The following is a 26,812-nucleotide window of genomic DNA, read 5'->3' on the forward strand; positions in this document are numbered from 1 at the left end:
GGGACTGGTGACGATGTCGCGGTGGAAGGCAATCCCCGTCTTGCTGTGCCTGTGCACAGGCATGACCACACGTGCGCAGGATGTGCCGGCGGAGTCGCCGTCGGCGTTTCCCGGCCCGGCCGAGCACCGGGGCGTGGTGGACGACACCTGGATCGTCGCGCCCAAACGGCTGGCCGATGCCACGCTGGTGGCCGTGAAGAACTATGCCGACGAAGGCGACATCGCCGCCGGCGTGTCGCTGCGCTACACGATCGACCATGCCGAGTGGATCGTCGCCGACGTATTCATCTACCCGGCCGGCGAGGGCGACAACGCCACGATGCTGCACCGGGCCATGGAGGACTTCCGGGAATCCGTGTCCTTCGCCGAGCGCCAGCAGATCTATCGCAACGTATGGTGGGGCGAGGAAAGCGCCTATACCGCGGTGCTGCCCGGCGGCAGGAAGGTCGAAGGCCGCTTCCTGCCCATCGTGTTCGATGCCCAGCAGGACATGCTTACTTCGCGTGCCTACCTGTTCTACCGCAAGCTCTATTTCGTGAAGATCCGCCTGAGCACCGCGGTCGAAGCGGTCGACTCCCTGGCGGAAAATGCGGACCGTTTCATCGGCAGCCTGCTGGACGGCATCGACATCGTGAGCGTGGGCACGTGCGGACGGAAAATGGACATCGTGGTGTCGCCCGCGGGGCAGGCGCCGCCGGCCGGGCTGAAGGACGGCGTGAGCGCCGACGGCTATCGCGTACTGCTCAAGGCCGATCGAACCGGCAAAGCGGCCCACGCCGCGCAGCTGGCGAAGACGACCGCTCTGGCCGCCCGGCGGCAGCAGGCGAACGGTTGCACTTCGCTCGAATACCAGCCGCCGCTCGAAAACGACACGCGTACCGTGCTGCACCTGTCGTTCGGGCCGGGCGACTGGGGTACGTCGCCACGGCAGCAGCCCTGAAAGAGAACGGCCGGGGCGCGTCCCACGCCCCGGCCGTGCCGTTCACTGGTTGGCGAACAGGGCTCAAGTCCTTGAGCCAGCCGTGGAGCCAACCCGCGGCGACCCGTCCATGATGCGCGACTTCGCCACGGCGGCCCATGGAACTATTCTGAAAAAGTCGTCCGGATCGCTCACGGTGCGAAATCCGCGAGCTCCAGCGTCGCCTTCCTTCCGTTGGCCATCGCCAGGACGACCTTCTGCCCCGGCTTCGCCCGATTGAAGACGTCGCGCCAGCCCCAGCCGCCAAGCTTCGCCGCGGGCACGCCATCGACGGAGAGGATGGCGTCGCCGGCGCGGATACCGGCCTTGGCCGCCGGGCTTCCCGGCACCACGAGCGCCACGACGAAGCGGTCCGGCCGCTCTTGTTTCCGGCCGACGCGCATTCCCGGGTCGAGGTTCCAGGGACCGCCCGGCGTCGACGTCCGTGGCGCGAGGTACATGGCGGCCCGGCGGTAATCCATGTGCACGAGGAACCGCGAGAGCACGTCCTGGCCGATGTTGCCGGCTTCGCTCACGTTCGCCGTGGCGCCCGCGTTCGGCGGCGTGAGCTGCGCGACATGACCGTGGACGGTGAGGCTCCCGATGCCCAGCGAGTCGATATGGGAGATGCGCGACACGAAGGAACCGCCCACGCCGCCGCCACCGCCCAGCGCGTAACCCCTGCTGTAGCGTCCGAACAGGCCGTTGCGCTCCATCCACTGGGGAAAGACGAGCAGGTGGCCGCTGTTACCTGTGTCGATCCCGAACACGCCGGGCTTCCCGTCGAGCGAGCCGTCGACCAGCGGCATGTCCGAGGTGAAGCGCAGTGGCACGGCCGTACCCTTGCCAGGCAGCGGTGCGGTCTTGCCATCGAAAGGAACGAGCAGCAGGCGCTTGCCGTCGTAATCGAAGGTGACGGCGAAGCGTTCGAACACTTCGAGGCCGAGGATGCCGGCGATCGGCGGGCGCTCGCCACGATCGGAGAAGCTGAAACCGAACGGCATCACGAGGAAGGTCTGGTCGCGAACCGTGGCATCGCCAAGGGCCATCGAGCCCACGCGCGCGTACGAGATCGCCATGGAACCCGGACCCGATCCCGTGCTGACACCCTTGCCCTGCCCCTCGATGCCGAGCTTCTTCGCCGTGGCCTCTGTCAGGATCGCGTGGCCACCGGTGTCCAGGATGAAGGGCAACGGCTCCGCGCCGTTGATGGATACGTCGACGAGAAGCGCACCGCCTTCGAGCGTCATCGGCGTCGATGCCTCGCGCGCGCCACCACGCATGACGACGTCGCCGGGGAGCAGCGGCGGACGTTCCAGCGCCTTCGCGAGAGTAGCGGCATCCGGCGCGGTGTAGCGATCGATGCGCACGGTCTCGTTGCTGTCTTCGGTGCCACTGTCGGTCTTCGCTACCGTGGCGATACGGTAAGGCATCGACACGCCGTGCGTGTCGCGATAATCCTCGAACTCGCGGGTCACGGTGAAGAACGACGAGCGCCACTGCGCACGCACCACGCGTCCCGTCTTGCGGTCGATCCAGAGCGTGACGGTGCGACCGCCATGCGGCGTGGCTTCGACGCGCAGCAGGCCGTCGTCGACGGTGCCCGCCGAATACGCCGTCTCGTCGGCGTCCAGCCAGCCCATCCGCAGCAACCAGCCTTCGGTCACGGCGACGGTGCGCGCCTCCTTCGAGTCGAGCGGATGCACGCCACCGGAGACGTCCTGGTGCCAGCGGCCTTTCGCGTCCGCACCGTCGGCGTAAGCGCGCGCCGCATGCTTCACCGATGCCCTCCAGTAACCCGAGTGCCGGTCGACGGCCTCTCGCCATGCACTTTGGAGGCCTTCGCTTTCCTGCGTTCCTTCGGCGACGAAGGCGGCATGGGCCTTCCATCCGTCAGCCGCCGCAGCACGTGCGGCTTGCAAGGGCAGTGGCACCTCGGCGGCCAGCGCGGTCGAACCGACGAAGAGCAGCAACATCAGGCATAGACGCATCGCTCGACTCCCTCATGCTTGGCGTCGTCGCATTCTAGGCAAAGTCCGCGCCGCGGAAAGGTGTCAAACGTAACGGACCGTACGCCATGCCTTCAAACCCATCGCCGCAAGGACGATGAAGCCGACATAGAGCACCGCCGTCACCGGCAGCGACTTGTACACATACTCGCCCACGTAGAACACATCCACCGCGATCCACAGCCACCACGCCGCCGCGTGGCGTCGTGCCTGCCACCATTGCGCGACGAGGCTGAAGGCGGTGAGTGCCGCATCGAGCCAGGGCAGCGATGCGTCGGTGTAACGATGCATCGCGTAGCCAAGCGCCAGCGCGGCGGCGCCGCCGATGGCGAGGTGCAGCAGCGCCTCGCGCGGGGACAGCGCGGCGACGCGCACATGCCCGCCATCGTCGAGGTTGCGCAGCCAGCGGTGCCAGCCGTATAGGATCAACACCGCGAAGATCGCCTGCAGCAGCATGTCCGAATAGAGTTTCGCGTCGACGAAGATCCACGCATAGGCGACGACCGACACGAGTCCCACCGGCCAGCACCACGGGCTGCGTCGCGCGGTGAGCCACACCCCCGCCGCGCTCACCAGCGCGGCGAAGACTTCGAAGGGCGACAGTTCAAAGCTCATAGGTCATCGACACGCGCGCCAGGCGCGGCATGCCGGGGAACAAGTAGCTGTCGCCGCCCGAGCTGCCGGTGTCGCGCCAATAGAAATGATTGAAGACGTTGTCGACGTTCAACCGGAAGGTCAGCGCGTGACCGCTCACGCTCATCGCGTAGCGCAGGCCCGCGTCGAAGACGTGATATGCCGGCACCCGCACCGCGCCGTCCGGCGTGGCGACATTCGCGCTCGCGTAACGCCAGCCGCCGAGAACGGCCAGGCCACGGACGAACGGCAGGCTATAGTCGGCGTACAGCGCCGTGCGCCAGCGCGGCACGTTGACCACCTGGTGGCCCTCGTACGAAGGCGCACCCGTATCCTCGGCGCGCGCGCGAATGACGTTCGCGCTGGCGGTGAGCCGCAGGTTGTCGGTGACGCGGCCGGCAAGGTTCAACTCGATGCCGGTATGCACCTCCTGCCCCTGCTGCACGAAGGTGAAGCCTTCCGGGGTATCGTCCGGCCGCGCGAACTGGTACGACTGGCGAATGCGATAAAGGGCCGCCTGCAGGTCGAGCGCATCGCTCACCGCGTACTTCACGCCCGCTTCCACCTGGCGCGAATGCAGCGGCGCGAGCGTCGTGCCGCCGTTGGACGTCCAGTAAGGCGCTTCCCGTCCGAGCGACAGGCCCTCGCCATAGCTGACGTACGCGGCAAGCGGCTCGGCCGGCTGCCAAAGCACGGCGGCCTGGGGCAATGTCTTGCTCATCTCCGTGCGGCGGTCGAGCGCGCCGGTATCGTCGTACGAACGCTCGTCGAGCCGGACGTGACGCGCGCCCGCCAGCACCTGCCAGGCCTGGCCCAGATGAATGCGATCGATGGCGAACAGCGTGCGCTGCCAACTGGTCAGCCGGCGCACCGAGGCACCGGGCTGGTTCGGCGACGGGTCGAACACCGGCACGACACGATCATCGATGTTCGCCGTCCCCACGTAATCGTAGACATAGGGACGCTGGTCGACCGTGCGACGGAACGAGGTGGCACCGGCGTTGAGTTCGTGGTCCACGGATCCCGTGGCGAAACTGCCCGTGAGCACGCCACGCCATTCGTCGTTCTGCCGGGTGTCGTCCGGGCTTCGGTAGTCGTAGACATCGTAGTCGCCGTTGGGCGCGAAGAAGTAGCCCGGCGTGGCGCCCGACGCGCAGGATGCCGCGTAGAAGCAGCCGTAGGCGAAGGCCACGTTGTCGTCGATCACGGTATGGCTGTGACCGGCCGACAGCTGCGCATTCCAGTTGTCGCTGAAGCGGTAATTGAAGCGCAGCGAGCTGTTGCTGGAGTGGATACCCACCGGCCGCTGCCACGGCTGGTAGCCGAGCAGCCGCGTGCGACTCGGATGCCGCGGAATATCCGTGCCACCCAGCAACTGGTAGCCCGATGCCGAACGCTGGCCGCTGGTCTGGTAGTCGGTGTCGAGCAGCAGGGTGGCCTTATCGGTGATCTTCCAGTCCGCCGCGACGGAGACGAAGCTGCGCCGGCCATCGGCATGCTCGATGGGCGAATGCGTTTTCTCGTTCGCCGCGTTCACCCGCATGCCGAACGTCGGGGAGAACCACGCGCCGAGGTCCAGCGCCTCATAGCTCGATCCATGCGAATCGGTGCCGACGGTCGCGGTGTGCACGTCCGCCGTGCGCTTGCTCACGTAGTTGACGAGACCACCCGGCTCGACCACGCCCGCTTCGAGTCCACCGAGGCCCTTGAGCACTTCCACGCGCTCCTTGCCTTCCAGCGCCAGCAGCTGTTCCGCCGACATGATCATGCCGTTGAAGCGGAAGCCGGTGGCCAGGTCGAGGGGAAAGCCGCGGATCGAGATGTCCTGGTAGTAGCCGGCGGGCGCGTAGTTGTCGTTGATCGCCGCGTCGCCGCGCACCAGCTCGCTCAACGTCCTCGGCTGGCGGTCGTCGATCTGCGCGCGGGTGATCACCGTGATCGCCGCGGGCGTGTCGTGCAGCGGTGCGCTGCCGAAGCTGCCGAACGTGTCGAGCTGCGAATCGGTGGCGCGGTAACTGTCGACCGTGGTCGCGTGGACGTCCACGGTGGGAAGCGTGCGCGCCTGCTGGGGCGCCGGTGCTTCGTCGGCCGCATGCGCGACGGTCGCGGCGAGCAGGAGGGCCAGGGCGAGCGGGGTACGGGAGAGGGTCATCGTCGTCTTCGGGGTTCACGGACGAAGCGACGGCGGACCACGGGCGCAACCGGCCTCCGTGGTCCTGCAAGCTCCCTACGCCGGTGCTAACCGGGTCAGGTTCCAAGGGACTCTCTCAGCCCGGCATTCGCCGGGCACCCCCGCTTCTAGAACGCCTATTGAACCACGAAACGTCAGGCGGCGCTGCGAATCGCCTCGAGGAGGGCCAGGCCGTGCGGACCGGCGAACCAGGCGGCGTGGCCGCGCAGGAAGGTGTGATAAGCCACGTCGGCGTGGTCGCGCCGCCGGGTGACTCCCTCGAAGTACTCTACCTCGGAGAGGGCGAAGTCCAGGTGCACGATAGGCAGCAGGTTCGCCAGGACGTCCAGCGCCTCGGCATCCAGGGGACGTACCGAGCGGTAGCCGGCGACGATCGCAAGGGCCAGTTCATGCCTTGCGATGTCCTCTCGCTCGACCTCCAGCCACGCGATGGCATTGCGCTCGATGGCCGTCGCGAGGTCGAACAGGGCGAAGGTGGCGGCACACAGGCCGAAATCGAGCACGTCGACGATGCGCGCGTCGTCTTCCGGGCCGCTCCAGCAGAGGTTGGACACATGCCAGTCGCCGTGCGTCCAGAGGCGTGGCTGGCCGGCGAGCGCTCCGGCCACGCGGGTGTGCCAGGGCGCGATGGCTGCACCGATCTCGTCGCGCCAGTCGCGCTCGCCGAGGTAACGCGCAAGCGCGGAACGCTCGCGAAGCTGGGTGGCGATCGTCGCCAGCGGATCCTCCGACGAGAGGATGTCCGCCCGCGCGACAAGGATGTGCGTGCGGCGTTGCGGCGCAGCGAAGGCTTCCGCTGCCGAATGCAGCCGCGCGAGCATGCTTCCCGCCGCGAACGCGTGGCCCTCGCCACCGATCGGCGACCATGAAAACGCGTCCCGGTAAATGTCGACGCCCCGCGCGGGTTCGTGCAGCTCGTAGACCCAGTCTTCCGCGCCGAACACGGTGCTGCCGTCGGGGTCGTGAAGGATGCGCGGCACGGGCACGCCGGCTTCGCGAAGAAACGCGGCGAAGCGATGCTCCTCCAACAGCGTGCCTTCGTCGCGCACGCTGCGATGATGGCGCTTGACGAAGACCCGCCCTTTACCGGTCGTCGCCAGCGCGGCCGCCGACAAGGGTCTCGGACTGCGCCAATCGATGGAGCGAAGTTCACCCGACGAGGGCACGCGCGCGATCGCGGCGGCCACTTCTTCCCACGTCAACGGCGGCCAGTCCGGCTCGAGATGGTCGCCTGCAAGGCCGTGCGCGAAATGGCCGTCGTTGGTCATCGTCGGTTCCGAGGCCTCGCGTCTACCGCCGGAGTTGACGGATCATCCCTTCGGCGGTCCAGGCACCGAGGCAGCCGCCGGCGATGCGGGCGGTCTGCTCCTCGTCGTGCGTGCGCTCGAGGCTGGCGCAGATCTCGCCGAAGCTGGCGCCGGCAAGGGCGAGGTCCAGGCAGGTGGATTCGTCGGCGGTCATGCTGGCGAAGCGTGGCGACAGGCCCTGCCGCCATACCCGGGCGCCGACGCCGGCATCGACGATCACCACCGGCGGCGGCGGTGTCTCGTCGGCCAGGGCGCGCCAGATGGCGACCGCGTTGCTGAGCATGGGGCGGAAGCGCAGCGTCGGGACGAACTCGATCTCCACACGGTCCCAATCGTCGGCGACGAGGTCGCGGACTTCCATGGGTTGCGCGTCGGCACCCGAGAACGCACGGCGCAGGTGCCAGTCCAGCCAGGCCAGTTCACCCACCTCGACATCCGCGGGATAGGCGTTCTCCAGCCACTGGACGAATTGTTCGCCGTACGCGTCCAGGGTCCACGACGACGGCGTATGACGGTCGATGTAGCGCGACGCATTGGCATCGAAGGCATCGTCGCCGAGCCAGAGCACCGTCTTCTCGTAGGTATCGCGCAGGCAGGCGAGAAGCTGCGCGCGATAGTTGTTCGCATAGACGGCCATGCCGCGCGCATCGACGCCCAAGGGGACGGCGCCCGTCGCGAGCGAGACGGCGAAGACACGCTGTCGTTCCCTGAGGTTCATGCGGCGCGGGGACGCGAGTCGCGTGCAAGGGAGCGCGCATGCGCGAGCTCGGCCAGCAGGTCCGCAAGCGGCGGAATGTGATCGTCGCGTTCGATCATCACCGCGACGTCGCCCAGGCGTTCGGCGAAGCGTGCGTAGAGATCCCACACCGGATCGCATACGGGCGAATCGTGCGTATCGATCAGCATGTCGCGCCCCTGGCTGTGCCCGGCAAGGTGGAGCTGCAACACGCGGTCGAGGGGCAGGTGCCGCATCCAGTCGTCGGGGTCGAAGCCGTGGTTCGTCGCACTGACGTAGATGTTGTTCACGTCGAGCAGGAGGTAGCAGCCGGTGCGGGCGCACAGTTCGGCGAGGAAGGCCGCCTCGCTCATGGCCGCGTCCGGAAACGCGAGGTACGTGGACGGATTCTCCAGCACCAGCGGCCGCCCGAGGGCATCCTGTGCGGCATGCACGTTGGACGCGACGAGATCGAGCGCCTCCTCCGTGTAGGGCAGCGGCAGCAGGTCGTGTGAATTGAATCCTTCCACGCCCGTCCAGCAGAGGTGGTCCGACACCCACAGCGGCTCGATACGGTCCGCCAGACGGCGCAGCCGGGCAAGGTAATCCGCATCGACGCCGTCGCTCGAACCGATGTTCATCGAGACGCCATGCAGGGCCACGGGATAACGCTCGCGAATACCGGCGAGCACGTCGAGCGGCTTGCCGCCGTCGACCATGAAATTCTCGGAGATGACCTCGAGGAAATCGACGGGCTGCGCCGCTTCGAGGAAATCGTCGTAATGCGGGATGCGCAGGCCTAGCCCAAAGCCGGACAACGGTGTCGGTACAGGGTGGGACATGCGTCGCTCCAGGCAAACGACCCGGCCGCCCCAGGGGGCAACCGGGCCACGGGACTTACTTTTCGGTCTCGCTGCCGCCCTGGGCCTTGCATTCCTTCGCGGAGACTGCCTTGAAGCCCTGGCCCTTGCAGCTGTTCATGCCCTTGCACGAGTTGTGGGCCGACTTGCAGTCGGACGTGCCCTTGCAGGTGTTGATGCCGTAGCAATGCACCGTCTTCGCGGCGCCCTGCTCAGCGGCCTGGGCCGGGGCCGAGATCGCGGCGACCGAAACGGCAAAGATGGCGGCGGCGGCGGCGATGCTATGGGTGGCGGTATGCATGTTCGTTCTCCGTGACAGGATGATTTGCCGGAATGGCATTGTCAGGTTCGCCGGGCCGGGCCGGCCGGTTACAGGAGGATACCCTCTCCTCCACTGTTTTTTCGATCAACGGATACCGAAGAGCCGGTCGAGCGAAAGACGCCCGCCGCCCCGGCCGATGAGGTAGAGGAGGATCGCGGCCCAGGAAAGGTGGGTGGGCCATGCGTCGGGATAGACGAAGATCTCGATGATGGTGGTCATGCCGAGCAGCACGAACGCCGAGAAGCGCGTGGCCAGACCCAGCACCAGCAGGATCGGGACGAAGGTCTCCACGCTGGCCGACATATGGGCCGCGATCTCCGGCGGAACCAGCGGCAGGCGGTATTCGGTGCGGAACAGTTCGTAGGTTCCCTCGGTGACGGTGAGGAACCCTTCCACCTTCGTGCGGCCGGACTGGAAGAAGATGGCGGCGATGGACAGTCGTCCCGCCAGTGCGAGCAGGTCGTGGCCGATCCATCGCTCGAGACTTCCGGCGAATGCGTTCCAGCGGCTGCGCAAGGTGGGACGTGAGGTCGTGACAACGGTGGATGCCATGGCGGGCTCCTTCATGACGTGGCGAATGCGCCGGACTGGAGGAGCCCGGAAAGAATGAGGTCGATGCGTGCATCGGGATGCGCTTCCGCCACCGCGAGCGTCGCTTCCCCGAGCGTCGCGCCCGCTTCGCATGCTTCGAGCAGTGCGATATCCGCCGCCCCCGCGGGCAGGACGCGGACGTCGTGCCCCACGCGTACCACGACAGCGTATTCGGGATCCCAGGCAAGGGCGTCGTCGACCGGCTCGCCCTGGCGACTGGCTTGCCAGATGGTGCGCGCGGGCAACGCCGAGGCGAACCCGCGTGTCGCGGGATGGAGCCGCGGGCGCATGCCGGCGAGCGCCTGGGGAGCGAGCGACGCGAGGTGCCTTGTCCCGAGCGCGGTGGCGTCGGCGGCGTGAAGGCTTTCCGACCACAGGCGATCGAGACGGGCGACGTCGGCAAGGTATGGCAGCGCGGCGGCCGGCTCGAAACCGGCAAGGAAAGCCGGGAACGCTTCGCCGTACGTGGCGAGCCGCGCGTCGCGAGGCGGCTCGTCCGCGACATGCACCGCGGCGGCGGCGCGGAACCAGTCGCGCCCGACGAGGCATGCCACGGCCGGGAAATTGGCTTCCAGCGCGTCGAGGCACGCCCGCATCACGGTATTGCGATAGATCGCGAAGGCGGGCCTGCCGGCCGGGCCGAAAAGCGACGTCTCGTCGAACAGGGCACCGGCGAAATCCCGCTGGAACGATGCAAGGCCGCTCATGCCGCCATCCGGCATTCGGCGAGCAGGGCGTTCGCGCGGAGGCATTCCTCATGCAGCGTCTCGAACGGCGGCACGTTGCCGTCCCGCTCGATGAGCGTCGGGCGCGGACCGTCGAGTGCCAGGACGTAGCGGTACAGTTCCCACACCGGTTCGGCGACCGGGGCATCGTGCGAGTCCACCAGCAGGCCGCCGGCCACGCCGTCGTCGACGCCATGACCCGCGAGGTGGATCTCCGTGACCGAACGCAGCGGGAAACGGTCCAGGTAGGCGCGCGCATCGACACCGAGGTTGTGCGCGCTCACGTGGACGTTGTTGATGTCGAGGAGCAGGCCGCAGCCGCTTCGGCGCACCAGCTCCGCAAGAAAGTCGGTTTCGCTCCAGTCGTGCCCCTCGAGCGAAAGGTAATGGGAAGGATTTTCCAGCGAAAGCTTCCGCCCGAGCGCGTCCTGGCTGCGCTGCACATTTTCCACGACGCGGGCGAGCGCTTCATGGCTGCGGGGGAACGGGAGGAGGTCCGGGAGATAGGCCCCACCCCATGCCGACCATGCAAGGTGTTCGGATACCAGCACGGGTTTCACGCGGTCGACGAGCCGGCGCAACCGGCGCAGGTGCGCCGGATCGGGTGGCGCCGCGGCGGCCAGCGAAAGCGATACGCCATGGAGCGACACGGGATGTCGCTCCGCCAGCGCATCCAGCATGGCCGGATGCGGACCGCCCTCGGCCAGGTAGTTCTCCGGATGAACCTCGAACCACAGCCCCGCCGACGCACACTCCAGCGCGCCGTCGATGTGCTGCGGTTTGAAGCTCAGGCCGGCGGCGAGCGGTCCGCGCACGGCGTCAGCCTGCTTTCGTCAGCGAGCCGTTGCCGTGGGGCGTCTTGATCGAGGTGCAGGTGCCGGCCGGAACCAGCTTCCACGCATTCTTCTGGTAATCGGCCTTCGCCGTGCCGGCGCAGGTGGTGCCGGGGCCGGCGGCGCAATCGTTCTGGCCCGCCTTGGCGACGCCCCAGCATTTCTCCATGGCGGGCTTCGCGGCGCCCTGCGCTTCGCCGGCGTGGGCGACACCGCCGACCAGGGCGGCAAGGGTAAGGGCGAGCGTGGCGGCGTGACGGTTCATAGGGTGGCTCCTTCGCGGATGGCGGACGGGAAGTCCGGGTCGTGAAAGGGTTCGTCGGCCGAGCCGGTCTGGTTACAGGAGCGCTGGTGTAACCGGACGGTACGCCCGGACGAACCAGAGCGCATGAACATCCAAGCGTCGCCATGGTTCCTGGTGTTACCGGCATCGCGGCACGTTCCCATACGTCCAGGTTATTGCGATGTCGGACCCAGCAAGGCTAAATCCCTCCCGATGAAAAATCGGCAGGTCAGCGCGGAGGTCGCGGAAGGACACCTGGTGGGTCGATCGCCCGCCGAGGTGGAAATGCGCGCGTGTTTCATTGCCGGCCTCGCCGGCGACGCGACGCGCTACCGCGACTTCCTCGACGGCCTCTCGGGCCACCTGCGCGCCTATCTCCGCCGGCGCCTGCCCCGCGCGCAGGCGGATGTCGAGGATATCCTGCAGGAAACCCTGCTGGCCGTGCATAATGCGCGGCACACGTATCGTACGGAGCAGCCGCTCACCGCCTGGGTCCATGCGATCGCCCGCTACAAGTTGATGGATTTCTTCCGAGCCCATTCGCGCCGCGAGGCATTGCACGACCCTTTCGAGGATGACGGCGGCCTGTTCGTCGCATCCGATGTCGAACCGACGGACGCGCGACGCGATGTCGGCATGTTGCTCGAGGCCCTGCCCGACCGCCACCGCCTGCCGATCCAGCTCGTGAAGCTGGAGGGGTTGTCCGTGGCCGAGGCCGCGCAACGCTGCGGCATGTCGGAATCGGCGGTGAAGGTCGGCGTGCACCGGGGCCTGAAGGCGCTGGCCGTGCGGATCCGGGGGCAGTCATGAAGACCGACGACCTCATCGCGATGCTCGCGACGCAGGCGCCCCCGGTGGACCGCCGTGCCCCCGTTCGCCGCTTCGCCCTCGCCTGGGTGACCGGTTTCGTGGCGGCCCTGCTGCTGATGGTGCTGTTGCTGGGGGTCCGGCCGGACATCGAGAACGCCATGACCATGCCGACCTTCTGGTTCCGGCTGGGCTATGCCAGCGCCATCGCGGCCGCGGCCCTCTGGGTCACCTCGCGGCTCGCCCGGCCGGGTGTGCGCGTCGGCGGGGCATGGGCGGTGCTGGCCGTACCGGTGGCGGTGGGCTGGGTGGCCATGGGCTGGGTCCTGGCCCATGCGGCGCCGGGCACCCACCTGCCGCTGATCCTGGGCCATACCTGGCGTGTCTGCCCCCTCCTCATCGCCACCCTGGCCATGCCGGCCTTCGTGGCCATGCTGTGGGCCGTCCGCGGGATGGCGCCGGTGCGGCCGCGGCTGGCCGGCGCGGCGGTCGGCCTTCTGTCGGGCGCCACGGGCACGGTGGCCTACTGCCTGCACTGCCCGGAAATGGCGCCGCCGTTCTGGTCCACGTGGTACCTGCTGGGCATGCTCATCCCCGCCGCCCTCGGCGTCGTGGTCGGCCCACGCGCCTTGCGTTGGTAAGCGGAAGGAAAATCCGGGCGCTTATTCGGCAAATCCTCCAAAACGCCATTCAGTCGATGGCGGAGCGGTCGCTATACCTTCAGACTACACACGCGGTCGGGGCATTCTGGGTACCACCCAGGCCTCCACCATCGGTGCCAGTGGATGAAGTGCCTCGTCATCGCTGGCCAATCAGCTTGGGACGCAGGACAGAGGGGGCCGAAACGTGGGCAGAACGAACAGGGATCCGTTGGTCTGGGGGCGCTACCTTGCCGTGGCGGGGGCGTATGCCGCCTGCTACGAGCTGACCCGCTACTTTTCGTTCTCCCATTGGATGCTGCCTGCCGGGCTTCGCCTGGGCTGTCTCCTTCTTGTCCCGAGGCGGTTCTGGCCGGCCCTGGCCGTGGGCGAGGCACTGCCCGTGGCCGAAATGGCCTTCCTCCATGTTTCCGTCTTCGGCCTCGCGTGGTCGCTGGCCGCCTCCGTGCCACCCATCGTCTTCTGCATGCCCGTCGTGGCCTGGATGCGCCGTCGTGCGCCGCTGGTGCTGGACGACGGGCAGATCAACATGAGCCTGATCGTCGCCGTCGCCCTCCTCTGCGCGGCGGTCACTTCCGCCGAGAACTCGGCGGTGCTGACGACGATGGTCATGAGCGACGGTTCGCCCGGTCCCGCCATCACGCTGCCGATCTTCCTCGTCTGGTTCCTCGGCGCCTATCTCGGCGCGCTGAGCCTGGTTCCCACGATCATCGGGCTGCGCGAGCGCCTGACGGCCCAGCCGAACGGTGTCGTCACATGGCATGCCGTCAGGCATAGCCCATTGCTTCGCGATACGGTCGTCATCGCCCTGCCTTCGCTGGCGTTGCTCACCGTCCTCACGTCGTTCACGAGCGACGGCGCGCTGCAATGTGCCCGCGTGGCCATGGGATTGCCGGTGATCGCGATGGCACTGCGGCATGGCTGGCATGGCGCTTCCATCGCCTCCCTGCTCGCGAGCATCGCCATCGCGTCGACGGCGTTCGCGGTAAAGGATCCCGCGATGATCCAGGCGCAGGCCATCCTCGCCTTCATCATCACGACGTCGCTCCTGTTCGGCGTTCGCGTCGCCCGGCGGCAGGCCGCGCTGCACGTCCTCGCGGCCCGCGAACTGCCCCTGCATGGACGCCGTCGCTGAGGAGGCTGTCCCTCCCCAACGACGGGTGTTCTCACGACATTACCGTCCCGTGCATTCGACCGGGTCGTTCTTGCAATCGGCCGGAACCAGCATCAGTCGCGCCGTGCCGTCGGCCTGACGTGCGACAAACAACTGCACCGCGCCGTCGTCGTAAACCGATTCGACCGCCGTACTGGCGGGGGCCGGCAAGCGTTCGTCGGGCGTGGCGAGCTCGTCGCTACCGATGGGCAGGCCACTCAGTTTGTACGGCGTGCGGGCAAACGCACCGCGCACCGCGCCACTGGCATCGTTGACCTGGATGTACCGCGTGCCGCCGCGCTCGAACACGTAGACATGGTAGTTCGGGTTGGTGCTCACGTCGGTGGCGTTGGGCCACGACTGGCCCAGTCCGGTGATGGCGGTCTGCGCTTGCGCGGCACCGATGCCGAGAGCGAGCGTGACGAGCGTGACGAGCAGGGTGCGGTTCGGATTACGCATGGTGGTGGTCCTCGTGGTTGGTGAATGCAGTCTGCGCTCTGGCGGCGTCAGATCGCGCGGCCGGCCGTGATGGATGCACAACCGGACGACGCCACTTTCCCGCACGAATCCTGCCAATACCGGATCACCTGCCGAATTCGCGCATAGATCGTCATTTCATGAAAGGCAAGTGGCGCCGGCGTTCCAGGGCCCAGCAGGCAAGAAGCATGGCCTCCCCGAGGTTCAGGACCGCCTCGGTCGGCCAGGTCACCGGATGACTGGCGTGCACCCGGTTGAATGCGGTCCACAGTGCGAGCACGTTGACCATGGCCCCGCACATGATCAACGCAAGGCAAAAGCGCACCAGGCGCCCCTTCGACTGGTCGGTGACCAGCCAGAGGGTGCTGAACGCGATGAGGCAGCACGCGCCGAGATTCACCAAGACCAATGTATGCATCACTTTTCCACTCCCTTGAAAATGCCCGCAAGAAATCGCTTCGCCACGTCTTCCCCAAACGTGGCGATGGCCTTCTGCGCGAGGATCGTTACATTGAGGCCGAAGCAGCCCACCAGGAACGACACGGCGGCCTGTACATCGAGATCGGCGTCCAGCATGTAGCGCTTCCCGATGGCGGGCGAGAGGAATACGGCGATAAACGTGCCGCAGACCACCCGCACCACCGCAGGCCCCTGCGATCCGCCCGTGTATAACGCGACGGGCATGATGGCACCGCCAACCGCTGCGAGAAGCAGCCATAGTCCCGCGATTTCTTCTTTGCTCATGACCTGGCTCCTCATGGATCGATGGCACGGTGAAGCACGCCGGACCAGGGAATCTTCTGGCGGCGAAACACCACGTCGACCGAGTCGTCCGTGTCGCGCACGACGGACAGTTCGCCGGGATAGAGGCGCTCGCAGAAGCCGCCACCGTTCTGCGGCACCGAGAACCTGTAGACGGTCGCACCCTTCGCGACCTGGAGCAGGCCCGCGACGATGGAACAGTTGGCCGGTTCGCCGAAGCGCAGCGAGATCTTTTCCCCGTCGATCGTGGCGACCACACGGGTGGGCCTGCCGTCTTCGGCGGCCACCACGCCGGCCCAGAGGCTCGGCGGAGCGGCGAAGGCGGCGCTGCCAGGGAAGCAAAGCAGGCCCGCGACGAGAACGGATTTACGGTAGAAGCACGACATGGATCAGTTCCTTTCCTGTTCGGTAGTGATGAGCCGGCCATCCACCTGCACGGCGGGATGCCAGCCGTTACCCGGGTGGCAGACAATGCGGACACGATGCACGGGACGGCGGTCGAGCCACGGAATGAATCCACGCCCCATGTGCAGCAGCGTGTCGGCGCAGCGCCGGCGTTCGTTCCAGCGTGGCGTCATGCGGCAATCGAACTCGATCGCCAGTTCCGCGAGCCTCGGTTGCGCGGAAGCGGCCGGTCGCCCCGCCTTGCGGCGACGCAGGTTGTCCTCGGCGAGACGGGCGCTTCGCCGCAAGGACGCGAGGACATCGCTCAACAGATGCCTGGCCATGCCGGCCTCACGCGTCGCCAAGCCACGAGGGCTTGCGCTGGAAACCCACGTGGTAGCAGATCCATTGCAGCACCACCTGGTGCTCGCCGATCTGCAAGATGGTGAAGCTCTTTTCGAGGCCGACGATCTTGCCCTTGGGAGAATCGCTGAGGCAGCGGTTGAGCAGCGCCCTCGCCTCGTCCACCTGTTCCTCGGTGCTCATCTGCGCGGGGTTGTTGCTTCCGACAACGATGCGTTTGACGTACTTCACATCGGTGAGATCGAACATGGGGACTCCTTGGTTCGATGGGCCGTGGCGCCGTCCTGGCGCCACGGCCCGCCGCGTGGATGCGCGGCGCTTGGGGAGGGGGTTTATCGCAGTCGAACCTTACACAACGGTTTCCGGCTGCGGCAGCGGACGCACTCGCGGCTCGCACGCGGTCTGCATGATGTCCATGACGCGGGCCAGGCCTTCCGGCATGCCCTTGTCTTCGGCCTTCACGTTGACGTGGTACTTCGCCGAGTTATCGGAACTGCGCGTGTTCTGCATGTGCGAGGACACCGAGCCGGCAATGCGGGCGTTCATCGAGAACGGGCCGATCTTCAGGCCGGTCTCGACGTCGTACTCCATCTTGTTGTCCTTGGACTCCTGCTGGGAGAAGGACGACTTCACTTCCATGTCGAAGGTGATGTCCACCGTGCTCACGCCGAGGTTGGGCACCTTGACGATCGACAGCAGCGGAACCTCCATGGACACCTCTTCCTCGCCCGTCGTGCCGTCGGCATTGATCACCGGACGCGTGAAGCGGAACGCGGCGGTGCGGGTTTCCTCGGTCGAGCCGTCCTCCGACTGCTGGAAGCCCACCGTCTTGATGAAGTCCGCGGTTGCCTGGGCCAGCTTCACCTGCGCATCGCAGGCTGCACCGAGGGGGGCGCCGATGAGATCGCCCATGGGAAGGCCCTGGAACTGCTGGGCCATGTTGACGAGTCCGGTCATGATGTAACTCCTTTACATACGGATCGGGACATGCCGCGCAAGAGACGCGGCACGGTTCGGCATGGCGCGACTCAGTCGTCGTCATGCCTGAACGTGCGGAACACACCCTGGGTCTGTGCCAGGTGGTTCATGAGACGTGCCGCGCCTTCGGTGGGCTCGGCGCCCTCCACCCGAAGCACGACGTGAACGGCGCCGGACTTGCCTTTGCCGGCTTTCATGGAGGTGTCGACCTGCACGACCGGCGCGTTGCTTTCGCCGCGCCGCCCCCAGGGCCGCGCCTTCTTCATGGGGCCATCTCCCGGCGTATCGTCGGGTGCCGGTTCGACAAGGTTGCCCAGGTCGGCATCGAAACTGATCTCCACGTCCTTGACGCGAAGGAAGCTGGTGGACACGAGCGGCAGCAGCGGGGCACGGTAGAGATCCTCGTCGTCTTCGGTGGCGCCCGGCCGCATCGAGGGCATGCGTATGACGATGCTCTTCGGCCGGTTGTGCTCGTCGAAGTATTCGCCGAGATAGGCCAGCTGGCGTTTCTCGATACGCTCCTGCGCGTCGATCACCGCGCCGGCCATGGCCTCGATGAGTCCGGGAAGGGGTGTCTGCGTCGACATCGGTCATGCCCTCCGGGTGCCGGCCGCCGCAGGCTCGAAGGAATCGACCCGGCGCAACCATCCGCGGAGGAACTTTCCGAGCGGTGGCCGCCTGGCCACGAGGCGGCGGTAGTAGTCGCGCCGGCCATCCTGGAAAAGCGCATGCACCTTCGCCGGATCGGCGCCGCGCAATGCCGCCAGGGTTCTCGCGCCGACGACGCCGTCCACATACAGGTGGCGCCCGGTACCGAGTTCGTTGAGCACGCTCTGGAGCAGTCGCGAGGAAACGGCACCGGCGTTGACCTGGAAGTCGCAGACGATGTTGGCGATGTGCTGGAACGGCATTTCGTCGCCGCGTATCGCGTCCCAGTACAGCGCCTTGTAGATCGTGGCCGCCTGCATTTCCGTGAGGTTACGCAGTGCTTCCAGGGTGGGCTCGATGCCCAGCAGCTTCCGCGCACAACGCATGAACGTGGCATGGGTAATGCCGCGATTCGTGGCACCGCCCGGATCGACCGGGTCGTCGACGAAACCTCCTTCGTGCCTGAAGAGGATCGGTGCGAAGAGATTGAAATCGGCCATGACGTCGTGTCTCTCGGTTCTGCGATGGGCTCGCCGTTGGACGTACTTTCTCCAAACCCACGCGGAACCGAAATCGGACGCGGACCGATTCGTCCATGCGACGTGCGCGGATGCGGCATCGCTCAGTCGTCCAGGGGCACCAGCCCCTGGCGGATGGCATAACGGGTCAGTTGCGCGATGCTTTGCGCGCCGATCTTCTCCATGACATGCTCGCGGTGCGTGGCGATCGTCTTCATGCTCACGCTGAGGCGATCGGCGATGTCGCGCGTGCCGAGTCCCTCGGCATAAAGGCGTGCGACCTCGCGCTCGCGCGACGTGAGCGCCGGCTGGCCGTCCGTCGATGCATGACGCGACCGGAATCCCTCGACCAGCACGTGGGCGACATCCGGGCTTACGTAATAGCCGCTGCGGAAGACGTGTTCGATCGCTTCCAGAAGCATCGCGAAGGCGCTGCGCTTCGCCAGATAGCCGTGCACCCCGGCGTCGAAGAACTCACGGACGAAACGTATGTCGTCCTGCGCCGCGAGACACAGCATCCTGGTCCGCGGCCGATGCGCAGCGACGCGACGCACCACTTCCACGCCGTTGAATCCGCCCATCAGGTTGTCGAAGATGAGCAAGTCGGGTTCTTCGCGAAGAACGAGGCGGACACACTCCCTCCCATCGCCCGTGCTTCCGCTGATGCCCACTTCGCCATGCGCGCCGAGAAGGGCCGCGAGACCTTCGCGCATGAGCGCATGTTCGTCCGCCAGGACGATCTTCAGACGCCCGCCCGGCCCCGAGCCCGCGGGTAGCCTCGACCGGTTGTCGCACGCGGCAGGGACGGCGTGATCCGATTTCTGGCCTGCAAAGTTCAGATTAGACATATAACAATCCATGTGGGGGGACGCCTACAAGCGTCCTCTGCCATATGCCGATATGTCCTTCCGGAAACCTTACGGTTTTCGTCTTAATTTGTTTGTACAGGAGATTGGTGTCGAGGCTATATGTCGACACACGCGACATGAAGCGACGAAGGATGTACGCGGCTGTTTTTAGGTTAGGCGACTGGACGGTCCGTCCCGCATTGGGAGTCATCGAACGGCATGGCGAGCGCATCCGGCTCGAGCCGAAACTTCTCGACGTGCTGGTGTGTCTTGCCGAGCGACCCGGCGACGTCGTCGGCATCGACCAGCTCCTCGATCGATGCTGGGCCGGTGACTTCTACGGCGACAACCCGGTCCACAAGACCATCGCCATGCTACGGCGGGCGCTGGGCGACGACGCGCGATCGCCATATTACATTGCGACCATACGCAAACGGGGCTATCGCCTCCTCGCACCCGTCGTCTTCCTGAGGGATCGGCCGCCCGGCCGTAACGCGTGGCTCGCACCCCTTGACCATCTGCTCGAACTCGCCCGCGCCATGGATGCCATGGGTCGCGTCCTCCTGCGCATGGGACGGATCGACGTTGCCGCCGAGTATTTCGATGAGGCCATCGAGTTGCGGACACGATGTTCCACCCATGCCCAGGTCAGACCGGATCCCCTGGCCTTCCCGGTCGCGGCGAGCGGGAGGATCACTACACCGTATTGAGAGGAATCTTAAGGTAGCTCGTTCCGTTCGCCGTGAGCTCATTGCGTCTGACGAAATCGACGATCGCATCCGCCGAAAGAACCGGCGGCTCGTCGCCAATCCCGGGTGGCCGTGCGTTCATGGGCGCGCCTCGAGCACGATGTTGAACGGCGTTTCCGCGGCCCGGCGGAAACGGCGAAAGCCGCCGGCGTCGACCAGCAGCTTGCGCAGGCGGGCCTCGCCGGCCTGCGCACCCAGCGCGGGTCCATGACGGGCCAGCGATACCGGTACGCAGATCATCGAAGACGCCGCGTAGTACACGCGGCCGACGGGATTGAGGTTATCTGCCGTGGCGTCGCCCGCGAAGGGTTCGACGACCATGCAGGTGCCATCGTCCTTCAACGCCTGCCTTGCATGACGGGCGGCTCCGTCGGGATCGCCCATGTCGTGCAGGCAATCGAAGAACGTTATGAGATCGAAATCGCGGCCCTCGTATCCGGAGGCGTCCGCCTGCTCGAACGTCGCGTTGTTCACGCCGGCCGCCTTCGCGCGCTCGCGCGCCACCTCGATCGATGGCCCGTGATAGTCGTAACCCACGAATTCGGAGGTGGGGAACGCCTTCGCCATCAGCACCGTACTGGCACCATGGCCGCATCCTATGTCGGCCACCTTGCCGCCGCGGCCGAGCTTCTCCACGACGCCGTCGAGCGCCGGCAGCCACGCGCCCAGCAGGTGGGCGTTGTATCCCGCGCGGAAGAACCGCTCGGTACCGTGGAACAGGCAGGGATGATGCTCGCCCCATTCCATGCCGGCACCGCTGCGAAAGTTGTCGCGCACGCGCGGATAGGTGTGGAAGAGCGCGAGCGCGATTTCGTAGGCGCCGGAAAGATCGACGGGGCCCGCGGGATCCGCCAGACACGCCGCCTGTTCGTCGTTGAGCCGGAACTTGCCCGAGGCCGCGTCGTAATCGACGTAGCCGCCGGCAGCCTGGTTGCCGAGCCATTCGCGCACGTAGCGTTCGTTGGTGCCGGTACGCGATGCCAGTTCGGCGGAGGTCAGCGATTCCTTCGCCAGCGCCTTGTAGAGGCCGAGCTCGTCGCCCAGCAGGACCAGCACGGCGCTGAACGCGGCGCCGAGGTCACCGACCGCCTTCCCCAGAAAAGTGTTGAGCTTCGCTTCGTCGATGGACATGAGTACGCACTCCGGAGCCCCGGGGCTCGGTGCGGCGGATCGTCGACGGTTCCGGCCCGCCGCGAGGCGTGGAACCGGAGACATCGTCCTGCCGACGGATGGTCTCAGCCGCCTGGGAGTATAGCGCCGCCGCTCAGAGGGGAAGCGCGTAGCTCTGTTTCACCACCTGGCTGGGAACGTCCGTCTTCACGTTCTGGATTCCGTTCGCGCGGGTGAGATGGGTCGACTGGAAATGCCGGTAGGCGTCGAGGTCCGCCACGACGACACGCAGCAGCGCGTCGCTCTCGCCCAGCATGACGTAGCACTCCATCACCTGCGGAAGCAGCCGCATGGCCGCCATGAACCGCTCGACGGTGTCCGCGTCCTGGGCGATCAGCCAGACCCGGGCGAACAAGGTCATGCCGACACCCACCTGGACGGGATCGAGGATCGTCACGTAACGCGAGATGACGCCCGCCTCCTCCAGGATGCGGACCCGGCGCAGGCAAGGGGACGGCGAAAGCCCGGCGACACGCGCGAGTTCGGTGTTCTGCAGACGGGCATCGTCCTGGAGTGCCCGAAGGATGCGCCTGTCGGTGGCATCCAGCTTATGCGGCATGGATGACTCCTTTTTGAATACTGATTGGCATGATATGCCAATTGTTCTTACTTGAATGGAATCTTAGGTGCCAAATTGCGCGGAAGGCGGCATAAGCTTTTCGCCCATGAACATGCATCTCCTGACGCTCTTCGTGGCCACCGTCCTTCCACTCGTCTGCGCGCCCGGACCGGACATGCTTTTCATCGCCTCCCAGGCCGTTTCCGGAAACGCCTCCGGCGGCCTCCGTGCGACGGCGGGCGTCTGCGCGGGGTACGTGGTCCATTCGGTGCTGGTCGCGATCGGCCTGGCGGCACTGATCGCGGCTTCGCCGCTGCTGTTCGGCATGCTGCGGTGGGCAGGGGTCGCGTACCTCGCCTACCTTGCCGTCCGGCTGCTGAGATCGGCACTGAAGCCCCGCGGGGCGGCCCTCGCGCCGCCGCGCGGCAACCGCCAGTTCGGCAAGGGTTTCCTTACCGCCGTCCTCAATCCCAAGGGGATGATGATCTACTTCGCCATCCTTCCGCAGTTCATGACGCCGGGCGGATCGTCGGCCATGCAGGCACTCGTGCTGTCGGCCATCTTCATTGCCCTGTGCGGCCTGGTCTACAGCGTCCTGAGTATCCTGCTGGCTCGCGGCGGAAGCGGCCCGGCCGGATTCGGCGATCGGCGCAGACGCTACGTCGAAGGCATATCGGGCGGCATCATCCTCGTGGCCGCGGCAAAGCTCGCGACCACCTGAGCGGACGCCTCCGCGAGGCTAGGGCTGCAACCGCCGCCATCCGGTCATGGGAATGTCCCCGTTGGGACGGGCGGCGACCTGGTAGCTGAGGACATCGCCATCCACCCGGTAGTGACGTACCTGGGTCGCCCCTTCCCAGTTCGGATAGGTCGAACCGTCCACGTGGAAGGTCAGCGTGTGGGCGGCCGGATCCATCTCCACCGTGCCGTAGTGCGAGCTGGTGCCCATGATGGCCCCACGGTATTCCTCCGGCGTGCCCTTGCTCTTGTCGTTCGCGGCGAATGTCGAGCGGCCAGGGTTGAAGATGAACATCGCGTAGTGCCCGGCGCGGTCCACGTGGAGGACACCCTTCGGTGGATTGCCATAGTCGTGCCCTCGCGTGCCGTCCGGATGGACGACATCGGCAAAGGCCAGCGCCCAGGTTCCCTCGAGCGTCGCGGGGGCCGGAGCGGAGCGCGTCTCGGCGGCGCTCGCGGCATGCGCCGCCAGGAACGTCAGAGCACCGAGTGAAAGCACCTTGGATAGGTTCATGGGGAGATCCTTGCCTGTGGGTACTCCGCAAGGTATAGGCTGGTATCCATTCTGAAAACGCATGGCCAGATATTTCAGCCATTTCAAGTCGAAATGAATCCATGAAATCCCTCGATCTCGACGCGGTGCGCGCCTTCGTACTCACCGCGGAACTCCAGAGTTTTACCCGCGCCGCCGACGCACTGGGCAGCACCCAATCCGCGATCAGCCTGAAACTGCGCCGGCTGGAAGCGCAGCTTGGCAGGCGCCTCCTCGAAAGAACCCCTCGCCAGGTTCGCCTTTCCGCCGAGGGGGCGAGGTTCTTCGAATCGGCCCGGGCGTTGCTCGAGGCGCATGAGCAAGCCGTGGCCTCTTTCGAGACCACGGCGCGGCGGCTTTCCATCGGCGTCAGCCACCAACTGGTCGGCAGCGAGATGCCGCGACTGCTCGGGTCGCTCAATCAATACGACCCTCATCTGATCGTCGAGCTTCGCGTCGCCGGTTCCGGCGAGGTAATGGCGAGCTACGACCAGGGGATGCTGGACGCCGCCATCGTGCTCCAGCCGCACGATCACCGCCGGCAGGGCGAGGTGTTGTTCGAGGAATCGTTCGCCTGGGTGGCCTCGCCTCACTGGGAGCCGCGCGCCGGCCAGGCCCTGCCCCTGTCCACGCAAGGCGAAACATGCAGCATCCGCAATGCTGCCGTGCAGTCGCTCGATGCCGCGGGTATTCCGTGGAGGGAAGTCTTCATCGGCAAGGGCGCCGCACTGGTCGGCGTGCCCGCGAGCATGGGATGGGCTGTCGCCGTGCTGGCAAAACGGGCGGCTCCGCCAGGCACGATCGATATCGGACACATGCATTCGCTGCCCGCCCTGCCGACCCAGCAGGTCGTCCTGCATTCCGCACTCAGCGATCCCCGCTCGCGCCAGACGCTGGCGACGCTCGCGGCCGCTTTCAGAAGTTCGCCGGCCGCTTGAAGCCACGTCGCGAATGAGAGGAGCGACATCCGGGATGGATGGGACATGCCCGGTGGCAGGAAGGGGGCGAAAAAAAAGACCCCGATTTCTCGGGGCCTTTCTGGTTTGGCTGGGAGACTAGGATTCGAACCTAGATAAACGGAGTCAGAGTCCGTTGTCCTACCGTTAGACGATCTCCCAATAAACCGGGCTTCGATGCGCTCTGACCTTGGAGCACCGAAGTGTGAAGCGCCTGCTCTAAGACAGAATCAGCGCTTCGAGAACTGCGTAGCGCGGCGGGCCTTGTGGAGACCGACCTTCTTACGCTCGACTTCGCGGGCGTCGCGGGTCATGAAACCGGCCTTGCGCAGCGGCGACTTCAGCGCTTCGTCGTACTCGACGAGGGCGCGGGCGATGCCGAGGCGGATGGCGCCGGCCTGACCCGTGATGCCGCCACCGGCAACGGTGACCATGATATCGAACTTCTCGCTGTTATCGGTCAGCTCGAGCGGCTGACGGACGATCATGCGCGAGGTTTCACGACCGAAGAACTGGTCGAGCGGCTTGCCGTTGACGACGATGCCACCGGTGCCCTTGCGGAGGAACACGCGGGCGGCGGAGGTCTTGCGGCGGCCGGTACCGTAATTCTGCTGGGTAGCCATGTCGATTCCTTAGATTTCCAGCGCCTGCGGCTGCTGTGCGGTGTGCGGGTGCTCGGCGCCGCCGTACACCTTGAGCTTGCGGTACATGGCGCGACCCAGCGGGTTCTTCGGCAGCATGCCCTTGACGGCGATCTCGATCACGCGCTCGGGGTGCGTGGCGAGCAGGTCCTTCAGACTGGTGGTCTTCAGGTTGCCGACGTAGCCGGTGAAGCGGTGGTACATCTTGTCGTCCAGCTTCGCACCGGTGACCGCCACCTTGCCGGCATTGATCACGACGATGTAATCGCCGGTATCGACGTGCGGGGTGAACTCGGGCTTGTGCTTGCCGCGGAGACGGCGCGCGACCTCGGTCGACAGACGACCCAGGGTCTTGTTCGTGGCGTCGATCACGAACCAATCGCGCTTGACGCTCTCCGGCTTGGCGCTGAACGTTTTCATTTCGAAAATACCTGGTTTGCCGCCGCGAAAGGCGGAACACGGAATCGGTGAAAGCAAAGGCGCGAGAGAATAGCGGACTTTTCCCTCATCGCGCAAGCCCACGTTGGTGCTGAGCTTTGGGCCGACAATCATAGCACGGCGGCAGGGAATCTTCACAAGCCCGTCGCATCCTGGATGGGCGCGGCAACCGGCCGCAGCGCCTTCACCCGGGACGCGACAACGGGCATTGTAACGTGTGTCGTCCCCGCCCGCTGGAGCCTCCGATGTCCGTCCGCACCCTCAGCCCCCTCGACCGCCTGCTGGACGGCCTGGAGCGGGCCATGGAAGCCGTGGCGGGCGCGCCGGAACCATCGCGCCGCTCGCCGGCGGACGCCCTCCCCGATGCCGCCCTGAGCGACGCCGAGCGACGCCATGCGGCCGGGCTGATGCGGATCAACCACGTGGGCGAGGTCTGCGCCCAGGCCCTGTACGTCGGCCAGGCCGCCCTCGCCAGGACGGACGAGACGCGCGGACACCTGATGCACGCGGCCCAGGAGGAAACGGACCATCTCGCCTGGTGCGCCGAGCGCCTGAAGCAGCTCGACAGCCGGCCCAGCCTGCTGAATCCCCTGTGGTACGCGGGCAGCTACGCCATCGGCGTGGCCGCGGCGGCCGTGGGCGATCCGGTGAGCCTCGGCTTCGTCGTGGAAACCGAGCGCCAGGTGGAGGCCCACCTTGCCGATCATCTCGAACGCCTGCCGGCGCAGGACGAGCGCTCCCGCGCCATCCTCACCCAGATGCAGGCCGACGAGATCCGTCACGCCGAGGCCGCGCAGGCCCGCGGCGGCGTGGACCTGCCATGGCCCCTGCCCGGCCTCATGCACGCCGCCTCGGCGGTGATGAAGACCGTCGCCTACCGCCTCTAGCGGCAGAAGCCGAAGCCGCGCCGAAGCACAGGAAGATGTCCCGCACGGCATTCCCACATGTGAGAAGCCCCGCTTTCGCGGGGCTTCTCGTCACATCAGGTTGCGGCCGTGGAAGAGTTCCTCGATCTCGCGACGGAGCAGCGACTCGATGCGCTGGCGCTCCTTGAAGGAAAGATCGTCGGCCTGGGCCTCGAACAGGTAGGTATCGAGGTCGAAGTCCTTGATGTGCATTTTCGTGTGGAAGATGTTTTCCTGGTATACGTTCACATCGAACATCTCGTACTTCTGGCGGATGTGCTTCGCCAGGTAGTCCTGCACGGAGTTGATCTTGTGGTCGATGAAGTGCTTCTTGCCCTTCACGTCGCGCGTGAAGCCGCGCACGCGGTAATCGGCGATGACGATGTCGGACTCGAAGCTGTCGATCAGGTAGTTAAGGGCCTTCAGCGGCGAGATGACGCCACAGGTAGCCACGTCGATGTCCGCGCGGAAGGTGGCGATGCCGTTGTGCGGATGCGTCTCCGGGTAGGTATGGACGGTGATGTGGCTCTTGTCCATGTGCGCAACGACGGCGCCCGAGATCGTGTCGCGGCCGAGCTTCTCCACCACCGGCTCCTCGGAAATGAGGATGGTGACGGAGGCGCCCTGCGGATCGTAGTCCTGGCGTGCGATGTTCAGGATGTTCGCGCCGATGATCTCGGCCACGTCGGTCAGGATCTGGGTCAGGCGGTCGGCATCGTACTGTTCGTCGATGTACTCGATGTAGTTCTGCCGCTGCTGTTCGGAAACGGCATAGCAGATATCGTAGATGTTGAAGCTCAGCGCCTTGGTAAGGTTGTTGAAACCCTGCAGGCGAAGGCGGGGAAGCGGTTTGACCACAGCGACTCTCCGAGGCCGGGGGATGGCGGCCAGCAGCAGACGCGGGTTAGCAGCAAGGGTCCCCGCAAGATGAACGCGCCGAACGGGCCTAGCCTGCCCGGCGCTTGTGTACGGCGTGAGACAAGGGGTCCGGACGCCGAGGGGGTGAAATTATGGGGCAAGATGGCCAGGATTTGAACAAGCCCGGACCTCCCCCCTTTCATTGGGGTGGATTTTGGCGCCCGGATGTCTGCAATAATCGG

At 66.3% G+C, this 26,812-nt stretch carries 35 protein-coding genes, 1 tRNA gene and 1 riboswitch; of the genes, 8 read left to right on the top strand and 28 right to left on the bottom strand.

The genetic code is table 11. The annotated features are described in order from the left end of the window. Window positions 1-61 precede the first annotated feature (61 nt). A complete protein-coding gene (locus tag HBF32_RS11470) occupies window positions 62-940 on the top strand; it encodes a hypothetical protein (protein ID WP_166699749.1) in 879 nt (292 codons plus the stop codon). A 170-nt stretch (window positions 941-1,110) separates the two neighbouring features. Here the strand turns inward: HBF32_RS11470 and HBF32_RS11475 are convergent, their stop codons facing one another. From HBF32_RS11475 to HBF32_RS11525, 11 genes are all read right to left on the bottom strand, one after another. Further along, window positions 1,111-2,949, bottom strand: coding sequence for an aspartyl protease family protein (locus HBF32_RS11475; RefSeq protein WP_166699750.1), 1,839 nt, complete (start codon window positions 2,947-2,949; stop codon window positions 1,111-1,113). Between the two features lie 63 nt (window positions 2,950-3,012). Beyond that, window positions 3,013-3,582, bottom strand: a complete 570-nt coding sequence (gene pnuC, locus HBF32_RS11480) for a nicotinamide riboside transporter PnuC (RefSeq protein ID WP_425482212.1) — start codon at window positions 3,580-3,582, stop codon at window positions 3,013-3,015. Further along, window positions 3,572-5,752 (bottom strand): TonB-dependent siderophore receptor, encoded by a 2,181-nt coding sequence (locus HBF32_RS11485; protein WP_166699751.1) that lies wholly within the window; start codon window positions 5,750-5,752, stop codon window positions 3,572-3,574. Before HBF32_RS11485 ends, pnuC begins: the two co-directional genes overlap by 11 nt. A 55-nt stretch (window positions 5,753-5,807) precedes the next feature. Beyond that, window positions 5,808-5,904: riboswitch (TPP riboswitch) on the bottom strand. A 21-nt stretch (window positions 5,905-5,925) separates the two neighbouring features. Further along, a complete protein-coding gene (locus HBF32_RS11490; RefSeq protein ID WP_166699752.1) occupies window positions 5,926-7,059 on the bottom strand; it encodes a phosphotransferase enzyme family protein in 1,134 nt (377 codons plus the stop codon). Between the two features lie 22 nt (window positions 7,060-7,081). Further along, a complete protein-coding gene (locus HBF32_RS11495) occupies window positions 7,082-7,816 on the bottom strand; it encodes an HvfC/BufC N-terminal domain-containing protein (protein WP_166699753.1) in 735 nt (244 codons plus the stop codon). Further along, window positions 7,813-8,655, bottom strand: a complete 843-nt coding sequence (gene bufB / locus HBF32_RS11500) for an MNIO family bufferin maturase (RefSeq protein WP_166699754.1) — start codon at window positions 8,653-8,655, stop codon at window positions 7,813-7,815. The genes HBF32_RS11495 and bufB (HBF32_RS11500) overlap by 4 nt, the downstream gene beginning before the upstream one ends. 55 nt (window positions 8,656-8,710) lie before the next feature. Continuing rightward, window positions 8,711-8,974, bottom strand: a complete 264-nt coding sequence (gene bufA2, locus HBF32_RS11505) for a BufA2 family periplasmic bufferin-type metallophore (protein ID WP_166699755.1) — start codon at window positions 8,972-8,974, stop codon at window positions 8,711-8,713. A 105-nt stretch (window positions 8,975-9,079) separates the two neighbouring features. Continuing rightward, the gene (locus HBF32_RS11510; RefSeq protein ID WP_166699756.1) at window positions 9,080-9,547 is read right to left on the bottom strand and encodes a DoxX family protein; all 468 of its coding nucleotides are present in this window, start codon (window positions 9,545-9,547) and stop codon (window positions 9,080-9,082) included. 11 nt (window positions 9,548-9,558) lie between these two features. Continuing rightward, window positions 9,559-10,293 carry an HvfC/BufC N-terminal domain-containing protein gene (locus HBF32_RS11515; RefSeq protein ID WP_166699757.1) on the bottom strand — a complete coding sequence of 245 codons (735 nt, stop codon included), beginning with the start codon at window positions 10,291-10,293 and terminating at the stop codon, window positions 9,559-9,561. Then, a complete protein-coding gene (bufB, locus tag HBF32_RS11520; RefSeq protein WP_166699758.1) occupies window positions 10,290-11,126 on the bottom strand; it encodes an MNIO family bufferin maturase in 837 nt (278 codons plus the stop codon). The genes HBF32_RS11515 and bufB (HBF32_RS11520) overlap by 4 nt, the downstream gene beginning before the upstream one ends. 4 nt (window positions 11,127-11,130) lie before the next feature. Further along, window positions 11,131-11,409, bottom strand: a complete 279-nt coding sequence (locus HBF32_RS11525) for a BufA1 family periplasmic bufferin-type metallophore (RefSeq protein ID WP_166699759.1) — start codon at window positions 11,407-11,409, stop codon at window positions 11,131-11,133. Window positions 11,410-11,640: 231 nt separating this feature from the next. Between HBF32_RS11525 and HBF32_RS11530 the strand changes: the two genes are divergently transcribed. The 3 genes from HBF32_RS11530 (at window position 11,641) to HBF32_RS11540 (ending at window position 14,028) form a co-directional block, all read left to right on the top strand. Beyond that, window positions 11,641-12,237, top strand: a complete 597-nt coding sequence (locus HBF32_RS11530) for a sigma-70 family RNA polymerase sigma factor (RefSeq protein WP_166699760.1) — start codon at window positions 11,641-11,643, stop codon at window positions 12,235-12,237. Beyond that, window positions 12,234-12,875 carry an NrsF family protein gene (locus HBF32_RS11535; protein WP_166699761.1) on the top strand — a complete coding sequence of 214 codons (642 nt, stop codon included), beginning with the start codon at window positions 12,234-12,236 and terminating at the stop codon, window positions 12,873-12,875. The genes HBF32_RS11530 and HBF32_RS11535 overlap by 4 nt, the downstream gene beginning before the upstream one ends. A 205-nt stretch (window positions 12,876-13,080) precedes the next feature. Next, complete coding sequence (locus HBF32_RS11540) at window positions 13,081-14,028, top strand: MASE1 domain-containing protein (RefSeq protein WP_166699762.1); 948 nt, start codon at window positions 13,081-13,083, stop codon at window positions 14,026-14,028. A gap of 39 nt (window positions 14,029-14,067) precedes the next feature. Here the strand turns inward: HBF32_RS11540 and HBF32_RS11545 are convergent, their stop codons facing one another. The 10 genes from HBF32_RS11545 to HBF32_RS11590 form a co-directional block, all read right to left on the bottom strand. Then, window positions 14,068-14,505, bottom strand: a complete 438-nt coding sequence (locus HBF32_RS11545; RefSeq protein WP_166699763.1) for a hypothetical protein — start codon at window positions 14,503-14,505, stop codon at window positions 14,068-14,070. Between the two features lie 151 nt (window positions 14,506-14,656). Further along, the gene (locus HBF32_RS11550; RefSeq protein WP_166699764.1) at window positions 14,657-14,941 is read right to left on the bottom strand and encodes a hypothetical protein; all 285 of its coding nucleotides are present in this window, start codon (window positions 14,939-14,941) and stop codon (window positions 14,657-14,659) included. Further along, on the bottom strand, window positions 14,941-15,267 hold the full coding sequence (locus HBF32_RS11555; protein ID WP_166699765.1) for a hypothetical protein: 327 nt from the start codon (window positions 15,265-15,267) through the stop codon (window positions 14,941-14,943). The genes HBF32_RS11550 and HBF32_RS11555 overlap by 1 nt, the downstream gene beginning before the upstream one ends. An 11-nt stretch (window positions 15,268-15,278) precedes the next feature. Next, window positions 15,279-15,671: a hypothetical protein gene (locus HBF32_RS11560; RefSeq protein WP_166699766.1), complete on the bottom strand. Its 393-nt coding sequence runs from the start codon at window positions 15,669-15,671 to the stop codon at window positions 15,279-15,281. A 3-nt stretch (window positions 15,672-15,674) separates the two neighbouring features. Continuing rightward, window positions 15,675-16,013 (bottom strand): hypothetical protein, encoded by a 339-nt coding sequence (locus HBF32_RS11565; protein WP_166699767.1) that lies wholly within the window; start codon window positions 16,011-16,013, stop codon window positions 15,675-15,677. A 7-nt stretch (window positions 16,014-16,020) separates the two neighbouring features. Then, window positions 16,021-16,281 carry a hypothetical protein gene (locus HBF32_RS11570; protein WP_166699768.1) on the bottom strand — a complete coding sequence of 87 codons (261 nt, stop codon included), beginning with the start codon at window positions 16,279-16,281 and terminating at the stop codon, window positions 16,021-16,023. Window positions 16,282-16,380: 99 nt separating this feature from the next. After that, entirely contained in the window at window positions 16,381-16,989 is a 609-nt protein-coding gene (locus tag HBF32_RS11575) for a DUF2589 domain-containing protein (protein ID WP_166699769.1), read from the bottom strand. A 71-nt stretch (window positions 16,990-17,060) separates the two neighbouring features. Beyond that, entirely contained in the window at window positions 17,061-17,597 is a 537-nt protein-coding gene (locus HBF32_RS11580; protein WP_166699770.1) for a DUF2589 domain-containing protein, read from the bottom strand. Window positions 17,598-17,600: 3 nt separating this feature from the next. Then, window positions 17,601-18,158: a glycoside hydrolase family 108 protein gene (locus HBF32_RS11585; protein ID WP_166699771.1), complete on the bottom strand. Its 558-nt coding sequence runs from the start codon at window positions 18,156-18,158 to the stop codon at window positions 17,601-17,603. A gap of 122 nt (window positions 18,159-18,280) precedes the next feature. Continuing rightward, window positions 18,281-19,024 (bottom strand): LuxR C-terminal-related transcriptional regulator, encoded by a 744-nt coding sequence (locus HBF32_RS11590; RefSeq protein WP_166699772.1) that lies wholly within the window; start codon window positions 19,022-19,024, stop codon window positions 18,281-18,283. Window positions 19,025-19,161: 137 nt separating this feature from the next. Between HBF32_RS11590 and HBF32_RS19725 the strand changes: the two genes are divergently transcribed. Next, on the top strand, window positions 19,162-19,734 hold the full coding sequence (locus tag HBF32_RS19725) for a winged helix-turn-helix domain-containing protein (protein WP_166699773.1): 573 nt from the start codon (window positions 19,162-19,164) through the stop codon (window positions 19,732-19,734). A gap of 117 nt (window positions 19,735-19,851) precedes the next feature. Here HBF32_RS19725 and HBF32_RS11600 read toward each other — a convergent pair whose 3' ends face one another. Beyond that, window positions 19,852-20,904, bottom strand: coding sequence for a class I SAM-dependent methyltransferase (locus HBF32_RS11600; RefSeq protein ID WP_166699774.1), 1,053 nt, complete (start codon window positions 20,902-20,904; stop codon window positions 19,852-19,854). A gap of 133 nt (window positions 20,905-21,037) precedes the next feature. Continuing rightward, window positions 21,038-21,502 carry an Lrp/AsnC family transcriptional regulator gene (locus HBF32_RS11605; protein WP_166699775.1) on the bottom strand — a complete coding sequence of 155 codons (465 nt, stop codon included), beginning with the start codon at window positions 21,500-21,502 and terminating at the stop codon, window positions 21,038-21,040. Between the two features lie 106 nt (window positions 21,503-21,608). On the opposite strand from HBF32_RS11605, the gene HBF32_RS11610 reads away from it, so the two are divergent. After that, window positions 21,609-22,223 (top strand): LysE family translocator, encoded by a 615-nt coding sequence (locus HBF32_RS11610; protein ID WP_166699776.1) that lies wholly within the window; start codon window positions 21,609-21,611, stop codon window positions 22,221-22,223. A gap of 18 nt (window positions 22,224-22,241) precedes the next feature. On the opposite strand, the gene HBF32_RS11615 is transcribed toward HBF32_RS11610, so the two are convergent. Next, window positions 22,242-22,754, bottom strand: coding sequence for a lipocalin-like domain-containing protein (locus HBF32_RS11615; RefSeq protein WP_166699777.1), 513 nt, complete (start codon window positions 22,752-22,754; stop codon window positions 22,242-22,244). Between the two features lie 101 nt (window positions 22,755-22,855). Here HBF32_RS11615 and HBF32_RS11620 point away from each other — a divergent pair, with 101 nt between their 5' ends. Beyond that, the gene (locus HBF32_RS11620) at window positions 22,856-23,710 is read left to right on the top strand and encodes a LysR family transcriptional regulator (protein WP_166699778.1); all 855 of its coding nucleotides are present in this window, start codon (window positions 22,856-22,858) and stop codon (window positions 23,708-23,710) included. Window positions 23,711-23,816: 106 nt separating this feature from the next. Here HBF32_RS11620 and HBF32_RS11625 read toward each other — a convergent pair. From HBF32_RS11625 to rplM, 3 genes are all read right to left on the bottom strand, one after another. Beyond that, window positions 23,817-23,890 (bottom strand) — tRNA-Gln (locus HBF32_RS11625). A 68-nt stretch (window positions 23,891-23,958) separates the two neighbouring features. Next, the gene (gene rpsI / locus HBF32_RS11630) at window positions 23,959-24,351 is read right to left on the bottom strand and encodes a 30S ribosomal protein S9 (protein WP_144916175.1); all 393 of its coding nucleotides are present in this window, start codon (window positions 24,349-24,351) and stop codon (window positions 23,959-23,961) included. 9 nt (window positions 24,352-24,360) lie between these two features. After that, window positions 24,361-24,789: a 50S ribosomal protein L13 gene (gene rplM / locus HBF32_RS11635; RefSeq protein ID WP_166699779.1), complete on the bottom strand. Its 429-nt coding sequence runs from the start codon at window positions 24,787-24,789 to the stop codon at window positions 24,361-24,363. A 263-nt stretch (window positions 24,790-25,052) separates the two neighbouring features. Here rplM and coq7 point away from each other — a divergent pair, with 263 nt between their 5' ends. Then, on the top strand, window positions 25,053-25,694 hold the full coding sequence (coq7, locus tag HBF32_RS11640; RefSeq protein WP_166699780.1) for a 2-polyprenyl-3-methyl-6-methoxy-1,4-benzoquinone monooxygenase: 642 nt from the start codon (window positions 25,053-25,055) through the stop codon (window positions 25,692-25,694). A gap of 90 nt (window positions 25,695-25,784) precedes the next feature. Here the strand turns inward: coq7 and speD are convergent, their stop codons facing one another. Continuing rightward, window positions 25,785-26,570 (bottom strand): adenosylmethionine decarboxylase, encoded by a 786-nt coding sequence (speD, locus tag HBF32_RS11645; protein ID WP_036109987.1) that lies wholly within the window; start codon window positions 26,568-26,570, stop codon window positions 25,785-25,787. Between the last annotated feature and the right edge of the window lie 242 nt (window positions 26,571-26,812).

Origin of the sequence: Luteibacter yeojuensis, assembly GCF_011742875.1 — a bacterium.
GTDB classification, from domain to species: Bacteria; Pseudomonadota; Gammaproteobacteria; order Xanthomonadales; family Rhodanobacteraceae; genus Luteibacter; species Luteibacter yeojuensis.